14 protein-coding genes are annotated in these 17,711 nt (G+C 73.2%); 8 read left to right on the forward strand and 6 right to left on the reverse strand.

The features are described from left to right. The first annotated feature begins 132 nt into the window (after positions 1 to 132). Positions 133 to 2,556: a hypothetical protein gene (locus ACNYS0_RS36560; RefSeq protein WP_422480071.1), complete on the forward strand. Its 2,424-nt coding sequence runs from the start codon at positions 133 to 135 to the stop codon at positions 2,554 to 2,556. Here the strand turns inward: ACNYS0_RS36560 and ACNYS0_RS36565 are convergent. The 4 genes from ACNYS0_RS36565 to ACNYS0_RS36580 form a co-directional block, all read right to left on the reverse strand. Further along, the gene (locus ACNYS0_RS36565) at positions 2,526 to 4,931 is read right to left on the reverse strand and encodes a right-handed parallel beta-helix repeat-containing protein (protein WP_422480073.1); all 2,406 of its coding nucleotides are present in this window, start codon (positions 4,929 to 4,931) and stop codon (positions 2,526 to 2,528) included. The two genes, ACNYS0_RS36560 and ACNYS0_RS36565, sit on opposite strands and share 31 nt — an antisense overlap. A gap of 159 nt (positions 4,932 to 5,090) precedes the next feature. Next, complete coding sequence (locus ACNYS0_RS36570) at positions 5,091 to 5,696, reverse strand: Rv1733c family protein (protein WP_422480075.1); 606 nt, start codon at positions 5,694 to 5,696, stop codon at positions 5,091 to 5,093. A gap of 176 nt (positions 5,697 to 5,872) precedes the next feature. After that, on the reverse strand, positions 5,873 to 6,697 hold the full coding sequence (locus tag ACNYS0_RS36575; RefSeq protein ID WP_422480077.1) for an MOSC domain-containing protein: 825 nt from the start codon (positions 6,695 to 6,697) through the stop codon (positions 5,873 to 5,875). A 76-nt stretch (positions 6,698 to 6,773) separates the two neighbouring features. After that, entirely contained in the window at positions 6,774 to 7,214 is a 441-nt protein-coding gene (locus tag ACNYS0_RS36580) for a DUF6643 family protein (protein WP_422480079.1), read from the reverse strand. 266 nt (positions 7,215 to 7,480) lie between these two features. On the opposite strand from ACNYS0_RS36580, the gene ACNYS0_RS36585 reads away from it, so the two are divergent. Further along, a complete protein-coding gene (locus tag ACNYS0_RS36585) occupies positions 7,481 to 8,647 on the forward strand; it encodes a TerD family protein (RefSeq protein WP_422480081.1) in 1,167 nt (388 codons plus the stop codon). 18 nt (positions 8,648 to 8,665) lie between these two features. Here ACNYS0_RS36585 and ACNYS0_RS36590 read toward each other — a convergent pair whose 3' ends face one another. Then, the gene (locus ACNYS0_RS36590; RefSeq protein ID WP_422480083.1) at positions 8,666 to 9,829 is read right to left on the reverse strand and encodes a glycosyltransferase; all 1,164 of its coding nucleotides are present in this window, start codon (positions 9,827 to 9,829) and stop codon (positions 8,666 to 8,668) included. Positions 9,830 to 9,898: 69 nt separating this feature from the next. Between ACNYS0_RS36590 and ACNYS0_RS36595 the strand changes: the two genes are divergently transcribed. Both ACNYS0_RS36595 and ACNYS0_RS36600 read left to right on the forward strand, forming a co-directional pair. Then, the gene (locus tag ACNYS0_RS36595; RefSeq protein WP_422480085.1) at positions 9,899 to 10,684 is read left to right on the forward strand and encodes a glutamate racemase; all 786 of its coding nucleotides are present in this window, start codon (positions 9,899 to 9,901) and stop codon (positions 10,682 to 10,684) included. Between the two features lie 79 nt (positions 10,685 to 10,763). Beyond that, positions 10,764 to 11,327 (forward strand): hypothetical protein, encoded by a 564-nt coding sequence (locus ACNYS0_RS36600; RefSeq protein WP_422480087.1) that lies wholly within the window; start codon positions 10,764 to 10,766, stop codon positions 11,325 to 11,327. A gap of 21 nt (positions 11,328 to 11,348) precedes the next feature. On the opposite strand, the gene ACNYS0_RS36605 is transcribed toward ACNYS0_RS36600, so the two are convergent. Next, entirely contained in the window at positions 11,349 to 12,434 is a 1,086-nt protein-coding gene (locus tag ACNYS0_RS36605; protein ID WP_422480089.1) for an O-antigen ligase family protein, read from the reverse strand. Positions 12,435 to 12,627: 193 nt separating this feature from the next. Here ACNYS0_RS36605 and lnt point away from each other — a divergent pair, with 193 nt between their 5' ends. The 4 genes from lnt (at position 12,628) to ACNYS0_RS36625 (ending at position 17,678) form a co-directional block, all read left to right on the forward strand. Next, complete coding sequence (gene lnt / locus ACNYS0_RS36610; RefSeq protein WP_422480091.1) at positions 12,628 to 14,232, forward strand: apolipoprotein N-acyltransferase; 1,605 nt, start codon at positions 12,628 to 12,630, stop codon at positions 14,230 to 14,232. A gap of 51 nt (positions 14,233 to 14,283) precedes the next feature. Beyond that, on the forward strand, positions 14,284 to 14,763 hold the full coding sequence (locus ACNYS0_RS36615; RefSeq protein ID WP_422405624.1) for an NUDIX hydrolase: 480 nt from the start codon (positions 14,284 to 14,286) through the stop codon (positions 14,761 to 14,763). A 55-nt stretch (positions 14,764 to 14,818) separates the two neighbouring features. Further along, complete coding sequence (locus ACNYS0_RS36620; protein WP_422480093.1) at positions 14,819 to 15,607, forward strand: 3-hydroxybutyrate dehydrogenase; 789 nt, start codon at positions 14,819 to 14,821, stop codon at positions 15,605 to 15,607. A 139-nt stretch (positions 15,608 to 15,746) separates the two neighbouring features. After that, positions 15,747 to 17,678: a helix-turn-helix domain-containing protein gene (locus ACNYS0_RS36625; protein WP_422480095.1), complete on the forward strand. Its 1,932-nt coding sequence runs from the start codon at positions 15,747 to 15,749 to the stop codon at positions 17,676 to 17,678. Positions 17,679 to 17,711: the final 33 nt, after the last annotated feature.

Here is a 17,711-nt window from a genome sequence, read left to right on the forward strand (position 1 = left end):
GCTGCCGACCTGCGCCGCGACGGCGCGAGACGGGGTGAATGGGGCGGGTCACCTCGGGGAGATTCCGTGACGAGGGGTGCCCGAGGGGGTGCCGGGCCGGGATCCTGGTCGTGTTTCAGAAACGGGGGACACATGAGCACGACGCACGGGCACGAACAGGCGCACGGGCACGACCAACAGAACGGCACCGCGGCGGAGCCGGCATCGCGGCCGTCCGCGACACCGTCCGCGGTCACGGACGAGACCGCCCTGGAACTCCTCGTCCACGGAGTCGGCGGCACCACTCCGCAGGAGATGCTCGACGATCCGAAACCGGTGCGGGTGTCGGGCGACGACACGGCGGCGGTCTTTAGGCGCGGCGAGGACGCCGACGCGGAGGAACGTCCGGACGACTACCGGGGCAAGCCCGTCCCCGAGGCGTACGTGTGGTGCAACCTCACGTCGGGCAACGGCTCGCGGGCGCTGTGGCTGTTGCTGCTGCCCTTCATGGTGGTGAACCTGTCGCACTGGATGCGCCCCAACGCCCGCCGCTGGACGCGCACCGTACGCCTGTACGGACTGCTCGTCCGTCTCCTCTCGCTCACCCTGACGGTGCTGCTGGTCGGTGCCGCGTGCGAGGTGGCCCTTGACCTGACGGCCTGGCAGTGCGCGGGCACGTCGGCCTGCGTCTCCCGCCACTCCTGGCTGGAGTTCCTCGCCGACGGCTGGTGGAGCCAGCCCGGCCGCCGCCTCGCGCTCGCCTCGCTCGTCCCGAGCGCCCTCGCGGGCCTGCTCTGGTACCTCTCGCACCGCACCTGGAGCGCGTACGAGACGCAGCGCCCGCTGCCGCACATGCCCGAGCCCACCGACGGTGAGATCGACAACGCGCTCGGCAGGCCCGGCTTTTGGTACGGACGCCGCCTGGTGGCCCGGCTGCGCGCGGCACACACGGCGGCCGCGCTGCTCACGGTCGCGGCGGCCGTCGGCACCTCCGCGGCCCGCTTCGACCGGGCGTCCGGCGGGCCCGCCCTGCTCGCGGTCCTTGGCTGGGTGATCGTCGGCGCGCTGATCCTGGGCACGCTCGCCGTCATCGGTGTCGTCGTGCACCGCGGCCGCAGCGAGAGCCGGGTCGACGACACCCTGGATCGCACGGTGGTGCGCGTCCTGCCCTACGCGGCGCTCGTCCTGCTCCTCGTGACCATGGTGTACGCGGCCTGGTCGCGCCCCGGCTGGCGGTCCGTGGGACGGCTGCCCGGAGACATGAGCTTCGGCGGCATCGCCCTCGTGCAGGGCGCGCTCGTGCTCGTCCTGGCCTGCGTCGCGCACGCCATCTACCGCACGGCCCGCGACCCGCGCACCGCGCTGCGGGGCCTCGGGGGTCCGGCGACCGCGATGCTCGCGTGCGCGCTGGGCGGCGTGATGACCGGTGGTGTGGCGCAGCGGGTGGCCGACTGGCTGGACGGCACCAGCGGACTGATCAAGGGCCCGCCGGTGCTGCTGTCCTGGCAGGCCTCCGTCATCCCGCCGCTGCTGATCGTGCTCGCCGTCCTGGGCGGCGCCCTGGCCCTGCGCACGGCCCGTATGAAGAAGCGCGAGACGGCCCAAGTGGCGGCCGACTACGACCTCGACACCAAGCCGGGCGACACCGCCGAACCCCCGGACGCGCACCGCACGGCACGCATCGCGGGCACCCGCGCGCGTGCCGCCCTGACCGACAAGGCGCCGGTGATGATCGGCGTCGTCTCCTCGGTGACGCTGCTGCTCGGCGCCCTCGCCGTGGTCGGCGCCTGGACCACGGGAAAGGTGCCGGCGACGGCGTTCCGGGGCTCGTACGCGATCGTGGAGGGAGCGGCGCAGACCGCGCAGGCGCTGGGCTCCTGGCTCATCGGCCTGGGCTTCATACTCTTCGTCACCTGGGGACGCCGCGCCTACAAGGACGCCTCCGCCCGCCGCACCATCGGCATCCTGTGGGACGTGGGCACCTTCTGGCCGCGCGCCGCGCACCCCTTCGCGCCCCCCTGCTACGCCGAGCGCGCCGTCCCCGACCTGACCTGGCGGATGGCCACCTGGACGCAGGCCACCGGAGGCCGGCTCATCCTGTCCGGGCACTCCCAGGGCAGCGTCCTGGCGGCCGCTGCCGCCTGGCAACTGCACCCCTCCGTAAGGAAGCGCGTCGGACTGCTCACCTACGGATCACCGCTGGAGCGGCTGTACGGGCGCTGGTTCCCGGCCCAGTTCGGCCCCGAGGCACTGGCCTCGCTGCACCGCCAGGTCGACTGCTGGCGCAATCTGCACCGCGAGACCGACCCCATCGGCGGGCCCATCAACCTGTCCGGCGAGTGCGGCCCTCAGGTCGACCACCCGGCCCTCCTGGACCCGCTCGCGTACGGACGCACCGCCGAACACCCGCTGCCCGCACCGATCCTGGGCCACAGCGACTACCAGGCCGATCCGGTCTTCGCCGAGGAGCGCGCCCGGCTGCTCGCCCGCCTCAAGCAGGGCGTCCCGCAGCAGCGACCCGAGGCGGACGCCGGGCGGGCCGAGGTTCAGGGCAGCTCCGGCAGGTCCTCCGGGTAGAGGAGCGTGAGCGCGTCGGTGTCCAGGGCGTCGAGCTGGGCGACCCGGCCGGCGTGCTGCTCCACCATCGACTCGAACGTCTGGCGTGCGGTGCGGCCGTTGCCGAACGCGGGTCCCTTCGGGAGCGCCGTGAAGTACTTGAGCAGTGCTTCCGGCGTCCCGTCGGCGAGCCGGTACTCGTGCTCGTCGGCCTGCTGCTCCACGATGCGCAGCAGTTCCTCGGGCACGTAGTCGGAGAACGTGATGGTCCGTGAGAAGCGGGAGGCCACACCAGGGTTGGTGGACAGGAAGCGCTCCATCTCCGCCGTGTAGCCCGCGACGATCACGACGACCTCGTCGCGATGGTCCTCCATCAGCTTCACGAGCGTATCGATCGCCTCGCGGCCGAAGTCGCGCCCGGAGTCCTCGGGGGACAGGGCGTAGGCCTCGTCGATGAACAGGACGCCCCCGTGGGCCCGCTGGAAGGCCTCCTGGGTGCGGATCGCCGTGGAGCCGATGTGCTCGCCGACCAGGTCCACACGGGACACCTCCACGAGGTGTCCCTGGCCGAGGACGCCGAGCGTCGCGAGGATCTCGCCGTACAGCCGCGCCACCGTCGTCTTGCCGGTGCCCGGAGAACCCGTGAACACCAAGTGCCGCCGCACGGAGGCCGCCTTGAGGCCCGCCTCCTGGCGCCTGCGGCCCACCTCGATCATGTCGGTGAGCGCGCGCACCTCGCGCTTGACGCTCTCCAGGCCCACCAGAGCGTCGAGTTCGCCGAGTACGAGCTTGGAGGTGCGGGATTCCTTCTCGGGCGCCTGAGGGGCCGCCACGGGCCGCTGGTCGGGCACCGCGCTGAGCAGGCCGGCGGTCTGTGTCGCGGTCTGCACCGCCGCCTGCGGGGCCGCCGTCGCGCCCGCGCGCACGCCGCCGCTCTCGTCGCTGGTGCAGTCGTCGATCAGGGGTCCGTCCTCGGCGAACTCGTAGCCGCCGCGCGAACACCGCTCCGTCCGGCACTTCTTGAGGCTCGTGCGGCAGCCGTCGATGACGTGGAAGCCGAAGCCGCCGCTGTCCGCGACCCGGCAGCCGTGGAAGCTGCCCCGGCCGCCCGCGGAGACGTAGAAACCGGCCTCGGCGGGCGAGGTGACCGTGCAGCGCTCGATGGTGGGGTCCGCGCCCTTCGTGACGATCACGCCGGTCTGCGTGGCGTCCACGGTGCAGTTGGCGAGCGTCCCGCCGCTGCCGTGGTCGCGGAACCAGGCGCCCGTCGCGGCCTCGCGGATGCGGCAGTCGTCGAGCTGGGCGGTGGCCCCGTCGCTCACCGACACGGCCGTGTTGCGTACTTGGGAGAGGTCGCTGTCGACGACGTCCACGCGCGAGCCGCGGTCGAGCACGAACAGCGCGTCCGGGACGTCGTGCACCCGGCAGGACTCGAGTACGGCCGTCGCGCCGTCGCTGACCCAGACGGCCGGATAGTCGCCCGTACTGTCGTGGATCTCGCACTGGTTGGCGTCCACGCGCGTGCCGGGATCCCACACCGAAAGGCCGTTGCGCCCGAACTGGCGCACGGTGGAACGGGTCAGCGTGAGCACGGACCGGGAGCGCAGGTCGATCGCGTTCTCCGGGACGTCGTGGACGCGGCAGTCGGCGAGGGTGAGCACGGCGTCCGTGTCGAGCGTGACGCCGTCCCCCGTCGTGCGGTGCACATCGCAGTCGGTCAGGTGTGCGGCGGCCCGCCCGGTGATCTGCACACCGGAACCCTTGACCTCGTACACCTCGCAGCCCACGGCCTCCAGGCCGGAGTGCTCACCGGTCGCGGACAGGCCCGCGCCCGACGTGTGGTGCACGCGGCAGCGCTCGAGCCGCGGGTGCGCGCCACCGCGCACCGCGACGCCCGCCTGTCCGGCGGCGACGACCTCGCACTCCTCGAACACGCCGCCCCCGCCGTCGAGCACGGCGATGCCGATGCCGCCGGGGTTGTCGACGGTGCACTGGCGCACCGTGGGCCGGGCGCCGCCGCGCACCTCGACGCCGGTCGCGGACCGCGTCACCACGCGGACGCCGACGATCTCCGGGGCGCCCTCCTCGACGAGCAGCGCGGGCGCCGCCGCGTCCTGCCCCTCGACGTGCAGGTCACGGACGGTCGCGGAGGCCCGTACGGTCAGGGGGACACCGTCCGTCGGGGCGATCCGCACGGAGCCGGGGGAGCCCTCGGGGCCACGCAGCGTGATCGCGCGGCGCAGCACCAGGTTCTCCCGGTACGTACCGGGGGCCACGGTCAGCACGTCCCCGTCGGTCGCCGCCTCCACGGCGGCCGCAAGCGACGCGTACTCCCCCGTGCGGCGCCGCCACCGCGAAGTACCGGCGTGCGTCACCTGGACCGAGCCCTGTGCCATGGTGCTGATCTGCCCCCACCTCGTCGTACGCGGGAAGTCCGCGCGCCTCGTGCGGCGCCGCTCCTGGCTTCCCGCTGCGCTCTGCCTGCCAAAAGGTGGCTCCACCGTAGCGTGCGCGGAGCACGGCAGTTGACCAGAGCCGCGAGCCTGTGGAGGGCGTCAGCTGCCCGTGCCGGTCCGGCCCCAGTCGGGTCCCGCGATGTCCCAGGCGCTGTCCCAGCGCGCGTACCGGCGGCGCATCATGCGCCACAGGATCAGGCGCCGGGTGCCGTCCACCAGGCCGGTCACGGCGACGGCCGCACCGAATCCGGCGAGCGCCGCGTGGGTGGCGGCGGTGGGTCGGTCGAGGGGTCGGCCGACGGCGCGGCCCTGGTCGTCGGTCCACACGGGGAACTTGTCGCCGCGGTGCGGCGTGCTGAGCGCGGCGACGACGCGATCCTGCCGCGGGGAACCGTCCGGCGCCTTCCAGGTCGCCACCACGCGGGTGTGTGCGTCACGCGCCGTGGAGGTCTCCGGGTCCGGGTCCAGCGGTGGCTGGGCCACCTTGTGCACCACGGTCGCCGTCACCTCGTGACGCATACTGCGCTGCTCCTCCACGGAGCGGTACAGGGCGTCACGCGCCATGGATCCCGCGACGACACCGGTCACCGGCGCCGCGACGACGATCAGGAACAGTGCGACCAGGGCGACCCAGGCCTCCGCCAGGTCCGTTCCGCGGCACACGGGATTGTGGCGCCAGCGCCAGAGCCCGATCAACGCTCGCACGGTCTGCACCCCCTTCCGGGTCTGTCATAACCCCGAACGGCAGCGCCCGCATGCCGGAGAAGAGAAGAGAGAGCGACGTCACCTGGCTTGCTCGCCCCTGCCCACCGGCGCTTCCGACACTGCCATTGTCTCTCAACGAGCATGCCGCGGCGCCGGGTTCCCCGACCGGGTGACGGTTATTCGAGGATGTTCAAGGGATCGCCGATACGCATGGTGCCCGTCGATTCGGGTACCAGGTTCGTGCCGAAGCACAGCTGGTCGCCGAAGCGGCGGTGCCGGGCCAGCGTGCGCAGGGGCTCCTTGCCACGCTCCGCGGTCTGCTGATTCGTCGTCGTGACCACGCAGCGGCCGCTCTTCTTGGCGACACGGAAGGTGACCTCGCCGATGGCGATGCGCGACCAGTCGTCCTCCGTCCATGGGGGCGTGCCGGAGACGACGACATTCGGCCGGAACCGGTTCATGGGCAGCGGGCCCTCGTCGGCGTGGTCACCCTGGGCGATCAAGGAGTTGAGGGCGTCGAGCGACGAGAGCGTCGTCAGGAGCAGCGGGTAACCGTCGGCGAAACTCACCGTCTCGCCCGGGCGCGCGTACTCCGGGTCGATGGGGCGTCTGGTCGCCGGGTCGTCCAGGTGCATCAGGCGTATCCCTGTGCCGAGGTACGCGCTCCACCACGCGTGGACCGCGCGATCGGCGGGGACCGCCTCGACCTTGTCCGACCAGACCTCGATCGTGGTCGTCTGCTGCGGCTCGGGCACCGCGACGGTCAGCGGGTCCATCCCGGGGGCCGACACGCGAACGCCGCCGCCGGGCAGCTGTTCGGCGGCGGCCAACGCCAGGCGCGGATGCGGCCGTTGGGTGACGATCTTGTCGTCCGCGCCCACCAGCACCCAGCGCCGGTCTCCGGCCAGGCCCCACGGCTCCACGACGGACTCGCGCGGGGCGTGCCCCCGGACCGCCTTGAGCGGATGGACATGGATCGAACTGAGTGCAGGCTGCGACATGCCGGTGATTGTGCCAGCAGCCACGGACATCGTCCGTGGCTGCTGCGGTGGGCCGGAGCGTTCCGGCCGTGCTGGGTCAGTAACCGCGGTACTGCTGGCGGTTGTACGGATCCTCGTACGGCGCGGGGGCGGGCCGCGGCGTGGCCGGGCGCATCGCCTCGTAGCCGGTCGCGGGGCCGGGCGCGGGCCGCTGCGGCTGCTGGGCCTGCTGGCCCGGGTAGCCGCGCTGGGCGTTCGCCTGCTGCGGGATGTACGGGGCCGGGGCCGCCTGCATCGGGGCGCTCTGCGGGTGCGGATAGCCGTACTGCGGCGCGGGCGCGGAGTGCGCCGACGGCAGGGCGGGCAGCGCGGCCGGCAGCGCCGGCAGGTGGCTGTTGCTGTCGTACGCGGAGGGAACCCGGATCGGGGCGATCTGCGGCGTACCCCGTTCCGCGACGAGTGAGTCGTAGATCGGAGTGTCCGGGAAGGACGGCGCGGAGTAGTAACCGCCGCCATATGTGGAGCGGGGGGAGGTCATGACACATAAGTTAAGCCCACGATGTGGTCGTTGGGGTAGACCGATAAGAGGGTTCTTTTGCGTGTCGTGTGTGACCGCGCTTCCTCAATGCGAGCGAACTTGGGGAAAACGGTCGTCGCCCGGGGCAGTTTTCCTGTAGGGCCCAAGATTTCGGGGGGTTACCGGCGGTTGGCCAGTGATCTTCGAACGGGCCTCTGGGAGCCGGAAGGCTCCAGGGAATATGTTGGCCGGTAAGCCGAGGGCGGGCGTTTGGGGCGGACATGACAATGGCTAAAGGAGCGAATGTCGGCGTACCGGCTTCGGCCGTACGCGTCGAATTGGGCCGGCGTTCAGGTCCCGGTGTGCCCGACGTCGACGCCTCGGCCCTGCTGCTCGCTTCCGGAAAGGTCCGCTCCGACGCGGACTTCGTGTTCTACAACCAGCCGACGCACGCGTCCGGAGCCGTGCGGCACGAGGGCAGGTCCACCGGCGGGGGCACCGTCACGGACACCCTCTTCGTCGACCTCGCGCGCGTGGAGCCCGCCATCGAGCGGGTGGTCCTCGCGGCGTCCGCGGACGGCGGGGCGTTCGGGCAGGTGCCGGGCCTGTACGTCCGCATCGTCGACGCGGCGGACGGGTCCGAACTCGCCCGCTACGAAAGCGCGGACGCGACGGTGGAGACAGCCTTCGTCCTGGGAGAACTGTACCGCCGTCAGGGAGCCTGGAAGTTCCGGGCCGTTGGCCAGGGCTACGACAGCGGCCTTGCGGGCCTCGCGAGGGACTACGGCATCACCGTGGACGAACCGCGGCCGGCGCCGTCGGCTCCGCCGGTGCGGCCGTCCAAGGTCACGCTGACGAAGGCCTCTCCCACCGTCTCCCTCGCGAAGCAGGGCGGCACGTCCGGTGCCCTGCGCGTGAATCTCAACTGGCAGGTGCGCAAACAGTTCGGCGGCCGGGGGAGCAGGCGCGCCCGGGACCTCGACCTCGACCTGTGCGCCCTGTACGAACTGGCCGACGGCAGCAAGGGAGTGGTGCAGGCGCTCGGCAATGCCTTCGGGGCGCTGGACCGGGCCCCGTACATCCACCTCGACGGCGACGACCGCAGCGGAAGCCTCGCCGCCGGTGAGAACCTCACCGTCAACCTCGACCGCACCGACGCGTTCCGCCGCATCCTCGTCTTCGTGACCATCTACGAAGGCGCCCGCAGCTTCGCGGACCTCCATGCGACGGTCACACTGCGACCGGCGCACGGCGCGCCGATCGACTTCTCCCTGGACGAGTGCACGGTGCCCTCCACGGTGTGCGCGCTCGCCCTGCTCACGAACGACGGCGGCGGGGACCTCACCGTGCGGCGCGAGGCCCGCTATCTCGTCCCGGACCGGGGCGTCAGCCCGCAGCGCACCGTGGACCGCGCCTACGGCTGGAACATGAACTGGACACGGGGCCGCAAGTAGCGTGCCGCGGCGAGCCGTTCACCCCCGATCGGGCGCCGCGTACGTGCGCCCCTTCCAGGCCGCGCCCCGCCCCCTGTAGTGCTGCACGGCGGAATCCACCGTCATCAGCAGGTACAGCAGCGCGGTGAACGGGAGCGTCGGCGCCAGCCACAGCGTCTGTCGGTAGTAGCGCAGCATCGGAATGTACGTTCCCGCCATCACCGCCCAGGCGAGCGCGCCGAGCCACGCGGTCGGCGCGCTGCCCAGGGCCGGGCCGACGACCAGCGCCACCGGCGGCACCAGGTAGACCAGGGCGAGTCCCAGGACGGTGGCGAGCAGCACCAGAGGGCTGTGCCGCAGCTGTGCGTAGGCGCTGCGCGACACCATGCGCCACAGATCGGCCAGACGCGGATACGGCCGCACGCTGTCGACACGCTCGGCCAGGCCCAGCCAGATGCGCCCGCCCGACCGCTTCACGGCCCGTGCGAGCGACACGTCGTCGATCACCGCCTGCCGGATCGCGTCCGGGATCCGCGCCCGCTCCGCCGCCTCGGTGCGCAGCAGTACGCAGCCGCCCGCCGCCGCGGCCGTGCGCGCGCCCTGCCGGGCGATCCGGCGGAACGGGTAGAGCTGCGCGAAGAAGTACACGAACGCGGGCACGACCAGCCGCTCCCACACGCTCTGCACCCGCAGCCGCGCCATCTGCGACACCAGGTCGAAGCCGCCCGTGCGCGCCGCCGCCACCAACTCCCGCAGACTGTCCGGCTCGTGCGCGATGTCGGCGTCGGTCAACAGCAGGAACTCGGGGTCACGCGCGCGTGCCAGGCCGATGCCGTGCCGCACCGCCCACAGCTTCCCGGTCCAGCCCGCGGGCGGCTCACCGGGCGAGTCGACGGTGAGGGGAAGCCCGCCCAGCCGCTCCGACAGCGTCCGTGCGACCTCGCCCGTGCCGTCCGAACTGCCGTCGTCCACCAGGAAGATCTCCGCCCGGCCCGGATAGTCCTGGGCCAGCAGGGACGGCAGGCTGTCCGGCAGCACCTCCGCCTCGTCGCGGGCCGGCACCACCACGCACACGTCCGGCCAGTCACCGGGCTCGGTACGCGGCGGCAGACGCAGGTCCGTACGCCAGAAGAAGCCCAGGCACAGCAGCAGCCACAGCCATGCGGCGAGCGAAGCCGCGGTGATCCACACAACGACGTCCATCCGCCGCAGTCTGCCCCACCGGACCCCACCGGCAGGGGCATTGTCGGACCGATCGTCTATGGTTTCCGGGTGAAGATCGCGCTGATGGACTCCGGAATCGGACTGCTCGCGGCCGCCGCCGCGGTACGGCGCCTGCGCCCCGACGCGGACCTCGTGCTCTCCTCAGCCCCGGAGACCATGCCGTGGGGGCCACGCACCCCCGAGGACGTCACCGAGCGGGCGCTCGCCGTCGCCGAGGCCGCCGCCGCGCAGGGCCCGGACGCGCTGATCATCGCCTGCAACACCGCCTCCGTGCACGCACTGCCCGCGGTGCGCGCGCGGCTGGAACCGCAGATCCCCGTCATCGGCACCGTCCCCGCGATCAAGCCGGCCGCCGCGGGCGGCGGTCCCGTCGCCATCTGGGCCACTCCGGCGACCACCGGAAGCCCCTACCAGCAGACGCTGATCCGGGACTTCGGCGGCGGCGCCCGGGTCACCGAGGTGCCCTGCCCCGGCCTCGCCGACGCGGTGCAGTGGGCCGATGAGGAGGGCATCGACCGGGCCATCGAGGCCGCGGCCGCCCTCACTCCGCGTGATGTAAGGGCCGTCGTCTTGGGCTGCACCCATTACGAGCTGGTCGCGGAGCGTATCCGTGCCGCGGTGCAGCAGCCGGACGCCGACGGGCTGGTCCTGCACAGCAGCGCGGGCGCCGTCGCCGCACAGGCGCTGCGCCGGATCGGCGAGGGCCCGCAGGCCGCGTCCGATGCGCGCGGGCGGCTCACGGTGCTGCTGGGCGGCCGGGAGGACGCGCTGCCCAAGGAGGCGCTGGCCTACGCGGAGGGCCGCGACCTGGAGGCGCTGAGCCACGCGGGCTGAGCCCTCTATCGGCCCGTCCCGGCCCACGGGGCCGCGCAAGGCGGTGCCGGACCCGCGGAACATGAGTAGGCTCGATTCCATGAGGGAACACGCCCCCGACGAGCACTCAGGGCGACGCTCTTCCGCCCCCGCGACCGACATCTGGACCGGCCGCGCGCACAACCGCGTGCAGTGGTTCCTTGCCTGTGGCGGGCTCGCCTGCCTGGCCCTGGGCATCGAGCTGGCCGTGGACAACTCCTGGGCCACCGGCATACTCGCCCTGGCCATGTCCGTGGTCGGCCTGATCGCCGTGGGCCTGCTCATCCTGTTCGGCACCCTCGCCTTCCTGCACGTCGCGGTGAAGGTCGACAAGGACCACCTCGAAGTGCGCTGCGGCCACGTCGGTCTGCCGCGCCGCCGCATCCCGCTCGCCCATGTGGTCGAGGCCGACTTCGCGCCCCGCGTCACGCCCCGGCAGTGGGGCGGCTGGGGCTACCGCTGGCGCCCGGAGATCGGCACGGCCGTCGTGGTGCGGCGCGGCGAGGGCGTGGTGCTCCGCCTCGGCGACGGCCGCAGGTTCACGGTGACCGTGGACGACGCGGAGAGCGCGGTGCGGCACATCCGCGACCGCCTGAAGCCCACCGCCGCGGGCCGGGCCGTCTGAGCCCGACCCCGACCGACACGCTCAGTCGTGGCCGTCCCGGAGCAGCTCCGGGGCGGCCACGTCGTCGTCGGACGGCCCGTCCGCGAGCGGTTCGGCCGTGGCGATCCCGGCGAGCAGCCCCACGCCCGCGGTCACGGTCGTGAAGCTGAGCGCGTTGCCGACCGTCGCCATCGCGGCCACCGCCGTCAGGGCGGCGCCCGCCGCCAGCACCACCTGCGTCGAGCGCGCGGAGCGCCACAGGACGTACAGCAGCCAGCAGTAGGCCGCCGCGAGCAGCAGCACGCCGACGAGCCCCTGCTCGGCCGCCACCTGGAGGACGGCGGAGTGCGGCTTGCCGTCGGAGAGCGGGGACTGCGCGAGGGTCGGGCTCAGGTCCTCGAAGCGGCCGGGACCCGTGCCCAGGGCGGGATGCACCTCGGCGAGATGGACGGCGTCGCGCCACAGCAGGACCCGGCGGGGCGAGAGCCACGTCTCCAGGGAGTCCGTCGGCCCGGTCGGCAGGGCGCCCTTGGCGAGCGCCACACCGAGACCGGCCACCACCGCCGTGGTGAGGCCGAGGCCCGCAAGACCGAGCGCCCGGCTGCGCAGCCGGGCCGCGGCGAGCGAGCACAGGACGACCCCCGCGCACACCGTGATGCCGGCAGGCGAATCGGCGACGGCGGCCACCACCACGCTGCCCGCCGCCAGGAGGTGCAGCACGCCCCGCAGCGCCCGCTGCCGCGCCGCCCAGGCCGCGCAGCACAGCGCTCCCGTCGACAGGGCGAGCAGTGCCGCGGTCGCACCGACCCGGCCGAGCGGCATCACGACATCCGGTGCGGGGGCCGCGTAGGGGGCGGTGAGCGCGAGACACAGGCCGCCGAGCCCCACCGCGCAGGACGCGGCGACCGGCACCAGCGCCCCGCCGATGCGCCCGCACGCGTACCCCGCGATCACGGCGAGCACCGCAAGGAGCGCCCCCTCCGGTCTGCCCGCGCGTGCGGTCGCGCTGATCAGCGACCACGCGGCACAACATCCGAGAACCGCGACCCCCATCGCGTCCGAGGCGCCGCGGTGCTCCCGCAGCGCGCCGTCCGTCCCCGCATCCGCGGACCACCCCGTCGTACCCACCCGTCGCCCCCCGACGTCGCCGGGTCCCGGACGCGGGGCCGGACGCGGCCGCGTTGTCGGGAACCGGGCCACACGGTAACCGCTGGTGTGCCGCGGCGGACCGGTGTTGCACAGGAACGATGCGCCTCAAGGGGGGCCTGGGGCGCGCCGACCGGCATGTCGGGCTGACAGTGCCGCGCCGTACACTCCCCGGGTGACCGCCACCGCACCTCCCGTAGCCCCGTCGGACGAGCCCGCAGAGCAGTCGGCGCTGTCGAGGGTCGGCTCCCACCTGCGACGGTTCGTGCCCCTCGCGTTCGCGGTGATCGCCGGGCTGCTCCTGTACGTGAGCTTCCCGCCGCGCGAGCTCCCATGGCTCGCGCCGATCTCCTTCGCGCTGTTCGGTGTGGCCGTGTACGGACGGCGGCTGCGAGCGGGCTTCGGCCTCGGCCTGGCCTTCGGGCTCGCCTACTTGGTGCCGCTGCTCTCCTGGACCGGCGTCGACGTCGGGCCGCTGCCGTGGCTGGCGCTCGCCGCAGCGGAGGCACTGCTGGTGTCGCTCGCGGGCATGGGCATCGCCTACGTGTCGCGGCTTCCGCTGTGGCCGCTGTGGGCCGGTGGGGTCTGGATCGCGTCCGAGGCGCTGCGCGCGCGTGCCCCGTTCGGTGGCTTCCCGTGGGGGAAGGTCGCGTTCGGGCAGCCCAGTGGGGTGTTCCTGCCGCTCGCCTCGCTGGGCGGCACCCCGCTGCTCGGCTTCGGTGTGGTGCTGTGCGGCTTCGGGCTCGGGTCCCTGGCCCTGCGGATCAGGAAGGGCTCCCTCCGGGACTTCTTCAAGGACAAGGGGATCGCCACCGCCGCCGCGTTCACCGTCGCCCCGGTCGTCGCCGGAGCGATCGCGATGCCCTTCGTGGCGACGGGCGCCGAGGCGGGCACCGCGCGCGTGGCGCTCATCCAGGGCAACGTGCCGCGCATGGGCCTCGACTTCAACGCCCAGCGCCGCGCCGTTCTCGACTACCACGTGCGCGAAACCATGAAGCTCGCCGCGAAGATCAAGTCGGGCCAGGTCGAGCGCCCCGACCTCGTGCTGTGGCCGGAGAACTCCTCGGACATCGACCCGTACGTCAACCAGGACGCCTACGACGAGATCACGAAGGCCGCGCAGGCCGTCGGGGTGCCGATCTCCGTGGGCGCCGTGGTGACGGCGGCGGACGGCACGCCCCGCAACCGGCTCATCCAGTGGGACCCCAAGACGGGCCCCGGAGCCGTCTACGACAAGCGGCACCTGCAGCCGTTCGGCGAGTACATGCCGTACCGCGGCTTCTTCCGGATCTTCAGCAAGGACGTCGACCGGGCGGGCAACTTCGTGCCCGGCAAGAAGCCCGTCGTCTTCGACATGGCGGGCACCGAGGTCGGCAACATCACCTGCTACGAGGCGGCGTTCGACGACACGGTGCGCGACCAGGTCCGTGAGGGCGCGCAGATCCTGTCCGTGCCGAGCAACAACGCGACGTTCGAGCGCAGCCAGATGACGTACCAGCAGCTCGCCATGGACCGGGTGCGGGCCGTCGAGCACGGCCGGGCCGTCATGGTCCCGGTCACCAGCGGGGTCAGCGCCGTCATCCGGGCCGACGGCTCGATCGCGCAGCAGACCGGCATGTTCGAGCCCGCCACGCTGCTCGCCGATGTCCCGAAGCGCACGTCGCAGACGCTCGCCACGCGCGCGGGCGCGTGGCCCGAGGCGCTGCTCGTGGCCATCGGCGTCGGGGGGCTCGGCTGGGCCGTCGTGCGGGCCCGCGCCGGGCGTCGCTCGGACGCCTGACGGGGGCTGTGGCCTGCCGGTTCGTTGGGGCGTACAGGTAGGCTCGCCGGCATGGCGACTCCTGAATTCATCCGTACGATCCGGGCCACCGCGGGCCATCAGCTGCTGCTTCTGCCGGGAGTCAGCGCCGTCGTCTTCGACGACGACGGCCGGGTGCTGCTCGGGCGGCGCGCCGACACCGGCACGTGGTCGATCATCGGCGGGATCCCCGAGCCGGGGGAGCAGCCCGCGGACGTCGCGGCGCGCGAGGTGTTCGAGGAGACCGGCATCGAGTGCGTCGTCGAGCGGGTCGTGCTGGTGCAGGCCCTGCAGCCGATCACGTATCCCAACGGCGACCAGTGCCAGTTCATGGACACGTCCTTCCGCTGCCGGGCCACCGGCGGCGAGGCGCGCGTCAACGACGACGAGTCCCTGGACGTCGCCTGGTTCGCCCTGGACGCGCTGCCGCCGCTCGAGGAGTTCTCGCTGTTCCGGATCAAGCAGGCACAGTCGGAGGGACCCACATGGTTCGAGACCATGGCCGAGCGCTGAAGTATGGGTGCTGCCCACATCGGGCGGCGCCGATCAGCTGCCTAGGGTGCGAAGCATGACGCCGCACACCCCGCTGACCGCACCCGCCGCCCCCGAGCTCGACCTCGGCGGGCGCACCGCACTCGTCACCGGCGCCGCCAGTGGCATCGGCAGGGCCTGCGCCCTGCGCCTCGCCGCGGCGGGCGCCAAGGTGAGAGCGGTGGACCGGGACGCGGCGGGGCTCGAGGCGCTGGCTGGTGAGGCCGTTGGCGTCGAGCCGTACGTCCTGGACCTCACCGATCTCGACGCCGCGGAGCAAGCGGCGGCCGGCACCGACGTCCTCGTGAACAACGCTGGGATCCAACTGGTGCGGCCCATCGAGGAGTTCCCGCCCGAGGTCTTCCACACCGTGCTCACCGTGATGCTGGAGGCCCCGTTCCGGCTGCTGCGCGGCGCGCTGCCGCACATGTACGGGCAGGGCTGGGGCCGCGTCGTGAACGTGTCGTCGGTGCACGGGCTGCGGGCTTCCGCGTACAAGTCCGCGTACGTGGCCGCGAAGCACGGGCTCGAGGGGCTGTCGAAGACGGCCGCGCTGGAAGGGGCGGCGCACGGCGTGACCTCGAACTGTGTGAACCCCGGCTATGTGCGCACGCCGCTCGTCGAGCAGCAGGTCGCCGACCAGGCCGCCGCGCACGGCATCCCCGAGGAGCGGGTGCTCGGCGAGGTGATGCTGCAGGACAGCGCGATCAAGCGGCTCATCGAACCGTCCGAGGTCGCCGAGGCCGTCGCGTATCTGTGCACGCCGCAGGCCTCGTTCATGACCGGCACGTCCCTCGTGCTCGACGGCGGCTGGTCCGCCCACTGATCCGGCGCCGCCATTCGCCGGGTTCCGGGTGGTTTCGCATGGAACGCGGTCCCTCGACCGGGTGACCGCGATTCCGTGCCGACCCGAGTTGTCCACAGGGCTAGCAGGCCCGACCGCTCGACGGGTAATCCTTGTCCGCATGTCGCGCCACCAACCGCACTCAGCCAGCGCCTCGGGCCCGGTGACCACCGAGGACCCGCAGGCCCCGTTCCTGGAGCTGCTCGCCAGGGGCGCCTCCGCCGATGCCTACGAACAGCCCGTGCTGCTCGCCCGGGCGGAGGGCGCGGCGCCCGAGCGGATAGCGGCACTCGAGGCGGCCAAGGAGCTCGCGCTGCGCGTACGCGCGGAGATGGAGGGCAGGCGGCGCCGCGAGGCGGAGCTGTCCGCACTGTTCGAGACCGCGCACGACCTCGCGGGCCTGCGCGACCTGGACGCGGTGTTGCAGGCCATCGTCCAGCGGGCCCGCTCGCTGCTCGGCACCGACGTCGCCTATCTGACGCTGAACGACCCGGCCAGGGGCGACACCTACATGCGGGTCACCGAGGGCTCGGTCGCGGCGCGCTTCCAGCAGCTGCGCCTCGGCATGGGGGAGGGTCTCGGCGGCCTCGTCGCGCAGACCGCGCGGCCGTACGTCACCGACGACTACGGGCACGACGTGCGTTTCCAGCACACCCGCAGCATCGACGCGGGCGTCGGGGACGAGGGGCTCGTCGCCATCCTCGGTGTGCCGCTCATGCTGGGGGCGCAGGTGATCGGGGTGCTGTTCGCCTCCGACCGGCGCGCACGGGTCTTCGAGCGCGAGGAGATCGCGCTCCTCGGCTCCTTCGCGGCGCTCGCCGCCGCGGCCATCGACACCGCGAACCTGCTCACCGAGACCCGGCAGGCACTGAACGAGCTGGAGCGCGCCAACGAGATCATCCGCGACCGCAGCGGCGTCATCGAGCGGGCGTCCGACGTGCACGACCGGCTCGCCGAGCTGGTGCTGCGCGGTGGCGGGGTGCACGACGTGGCGGCGGCCGTCTCCCAGGTCCTCGACGGCACCGTGGAGTTCACCGACGCGGAGGCGGCACCCGCCCGCGCCCTCGAAGCCTCCCGCGTCGACGGGCACGCGGTGCGGCACCGGGACGACTGGGTCGCGGCCGTCGCCGCCGGCGGCGAACTGCTCGGCGCCCTGGTGCTGCGCGGTCACCCGGGCCTCGACCCGGTCGACCAGCGCACCCTGGAGCGCGCCGCCATGGTCACCTCGCTGCTGCTGCTCGCCCGGCGCTCCGCGGCCGAGGCCGAACAGCGGGTGAGGGGCGAGCTGTTGGACGACCTGCTCGACGGGCGGGACCGGGACCCGCGGCTGCTGCGCGAGAGAGCGGAGCGGCTGCACGCCGACCTCGACGCGACCCATGTGGTGCTCGCCGCCCGCCTGGAGAGCACCGGTGACGCCGAGCAGGAGGCTGCCGCGCGCCGCCGCCTGTGGTCCGCGGCCAACCACCTCGCGGCGACCCGGCACGGCCTCGCCGCCGCGCGGGACGGCGGCACCGTTCTACTGCTCCCGGCGCACACCACCGACGCCTCGCAGCTGGCGTCCCATGTCGCGGGTCGGCTCGCCGAGGCGATCCACGAGAGCGTCACCGTGGGCGCGTCGGCCCCCGTCGCCGACCTGGCCGGGCGGACCGAGAGGGCGGCAGCCGCGTACGTGGAGGCGCAGCGCTGCCTCGACGCGCTGCGGCTGCTCGGCAGGTCGGGGCAGGGGGCCGCGGCCGAGGACTTCGGGTTCCTCGGGCTGCTGCTCGCCGACAGCCGGGACATCGGCGGATTCGTCGCCCGCACGATCGGCGAGGTCGTCACCTACGACGAGCGCAGAGGAACCGACCTGCTGCGCACCCTCGACGCCTACTTCGCGTCGGGCATGAGCCCGGCCCGTACGAAGGACGCGCTGCACGTGCACGTGAACACGGTCGCGCAGCGGCTGGAGCGGGTGGGCCGGCTCCTGGGTGAGGACTGGCAGACACCGGAGCGGGCGCTGGAGATCCAACTGGCCTTGAGGCTGCATCGGTTGGCGGCCCCGGACATAGCCTGACCCCGTCCGCGGGGGCGGACGGGGCCGGGTGGG

Source organism: Streptomyces anthophorae (assembly GCF_049310305.1).
Taxonomy (GTDB): domain Bacteria; phylum Actinomycetota; class Actinomycetes; order Streptomycetales; family Streptomycetaceae; genus Streptomyces.

Coding starts and splice junctions, on each gene's coding strand:
- ACNYS0_RS36580 (WP_422480079.1), bottom strand. CDS start 7,214: ATGACCTCCCCCCGCTCCACATATGGCGGCGGTTACTACTCCGCGCCG.
- ACNYS0_RS36590 (WP_422480083.1), bottom strand. CDS start 9,829: ATGGACGTCGTTGTGTGGATCACCGCGGCTTCGCTCGCCGCATGGCTG.
- ACNYS0_RS36575 (WP_422480077.1), bottom strand. CDS start 6,697: ATGTCGCAGCCTGCACTCAGTTCGATCCATGTCCATCCGCTCAAGGCG.
- ACNYS0_RS36565 (WP_422480073.1), bottom strand. CDS start 4,931: ATGGCACAGGGCTCGGTCCAGGTGACGCACGCCGGTACTTCGCGGTGG.
- ACNYS0_RS36620 (WP_422480093.1), top strand. CDS start 14,819: ATGACGCCGCACACCCCGCTGACCGCACCCGCCGCCCCCGAGCTCGAC.
- ACNYS0_RS36560 (WP_422480071.1), top strand. CDS start 133: ATGAGCACGACGCACGGGCACGAACAGGCGCACGGGCACGACCAACAG.
- ACNYS0_RS36615 (WP_422405624.1), top strand. CDS start 14,284: ATGGCGACTCCTGAATTCATCCGTACGATCCGGGCCACCGCGGGCCAT.
- ACNYS0_RS36600 (WP_422480087.1), top strand. CDS start 10,764: ATGAGGGAACACGCCCCCGACGAGCACTCAGGGCGACGCTCTTCCGCC.
- ACNYS0_RS36625 (WP_422480095.1), top strand. CDS start 15,747: ATGTCGCGCCACCAACCGCACTCAGCCAGCGCCTCGGGCCCGGTGACC.
- ACNYS0_RS36585 (WP_422480081.1), top strand. CDS start 7,481: ATGGCTAAAGGAGCGAATGTCGGCGTACCGGCTTCGGCCGTACGCGTC.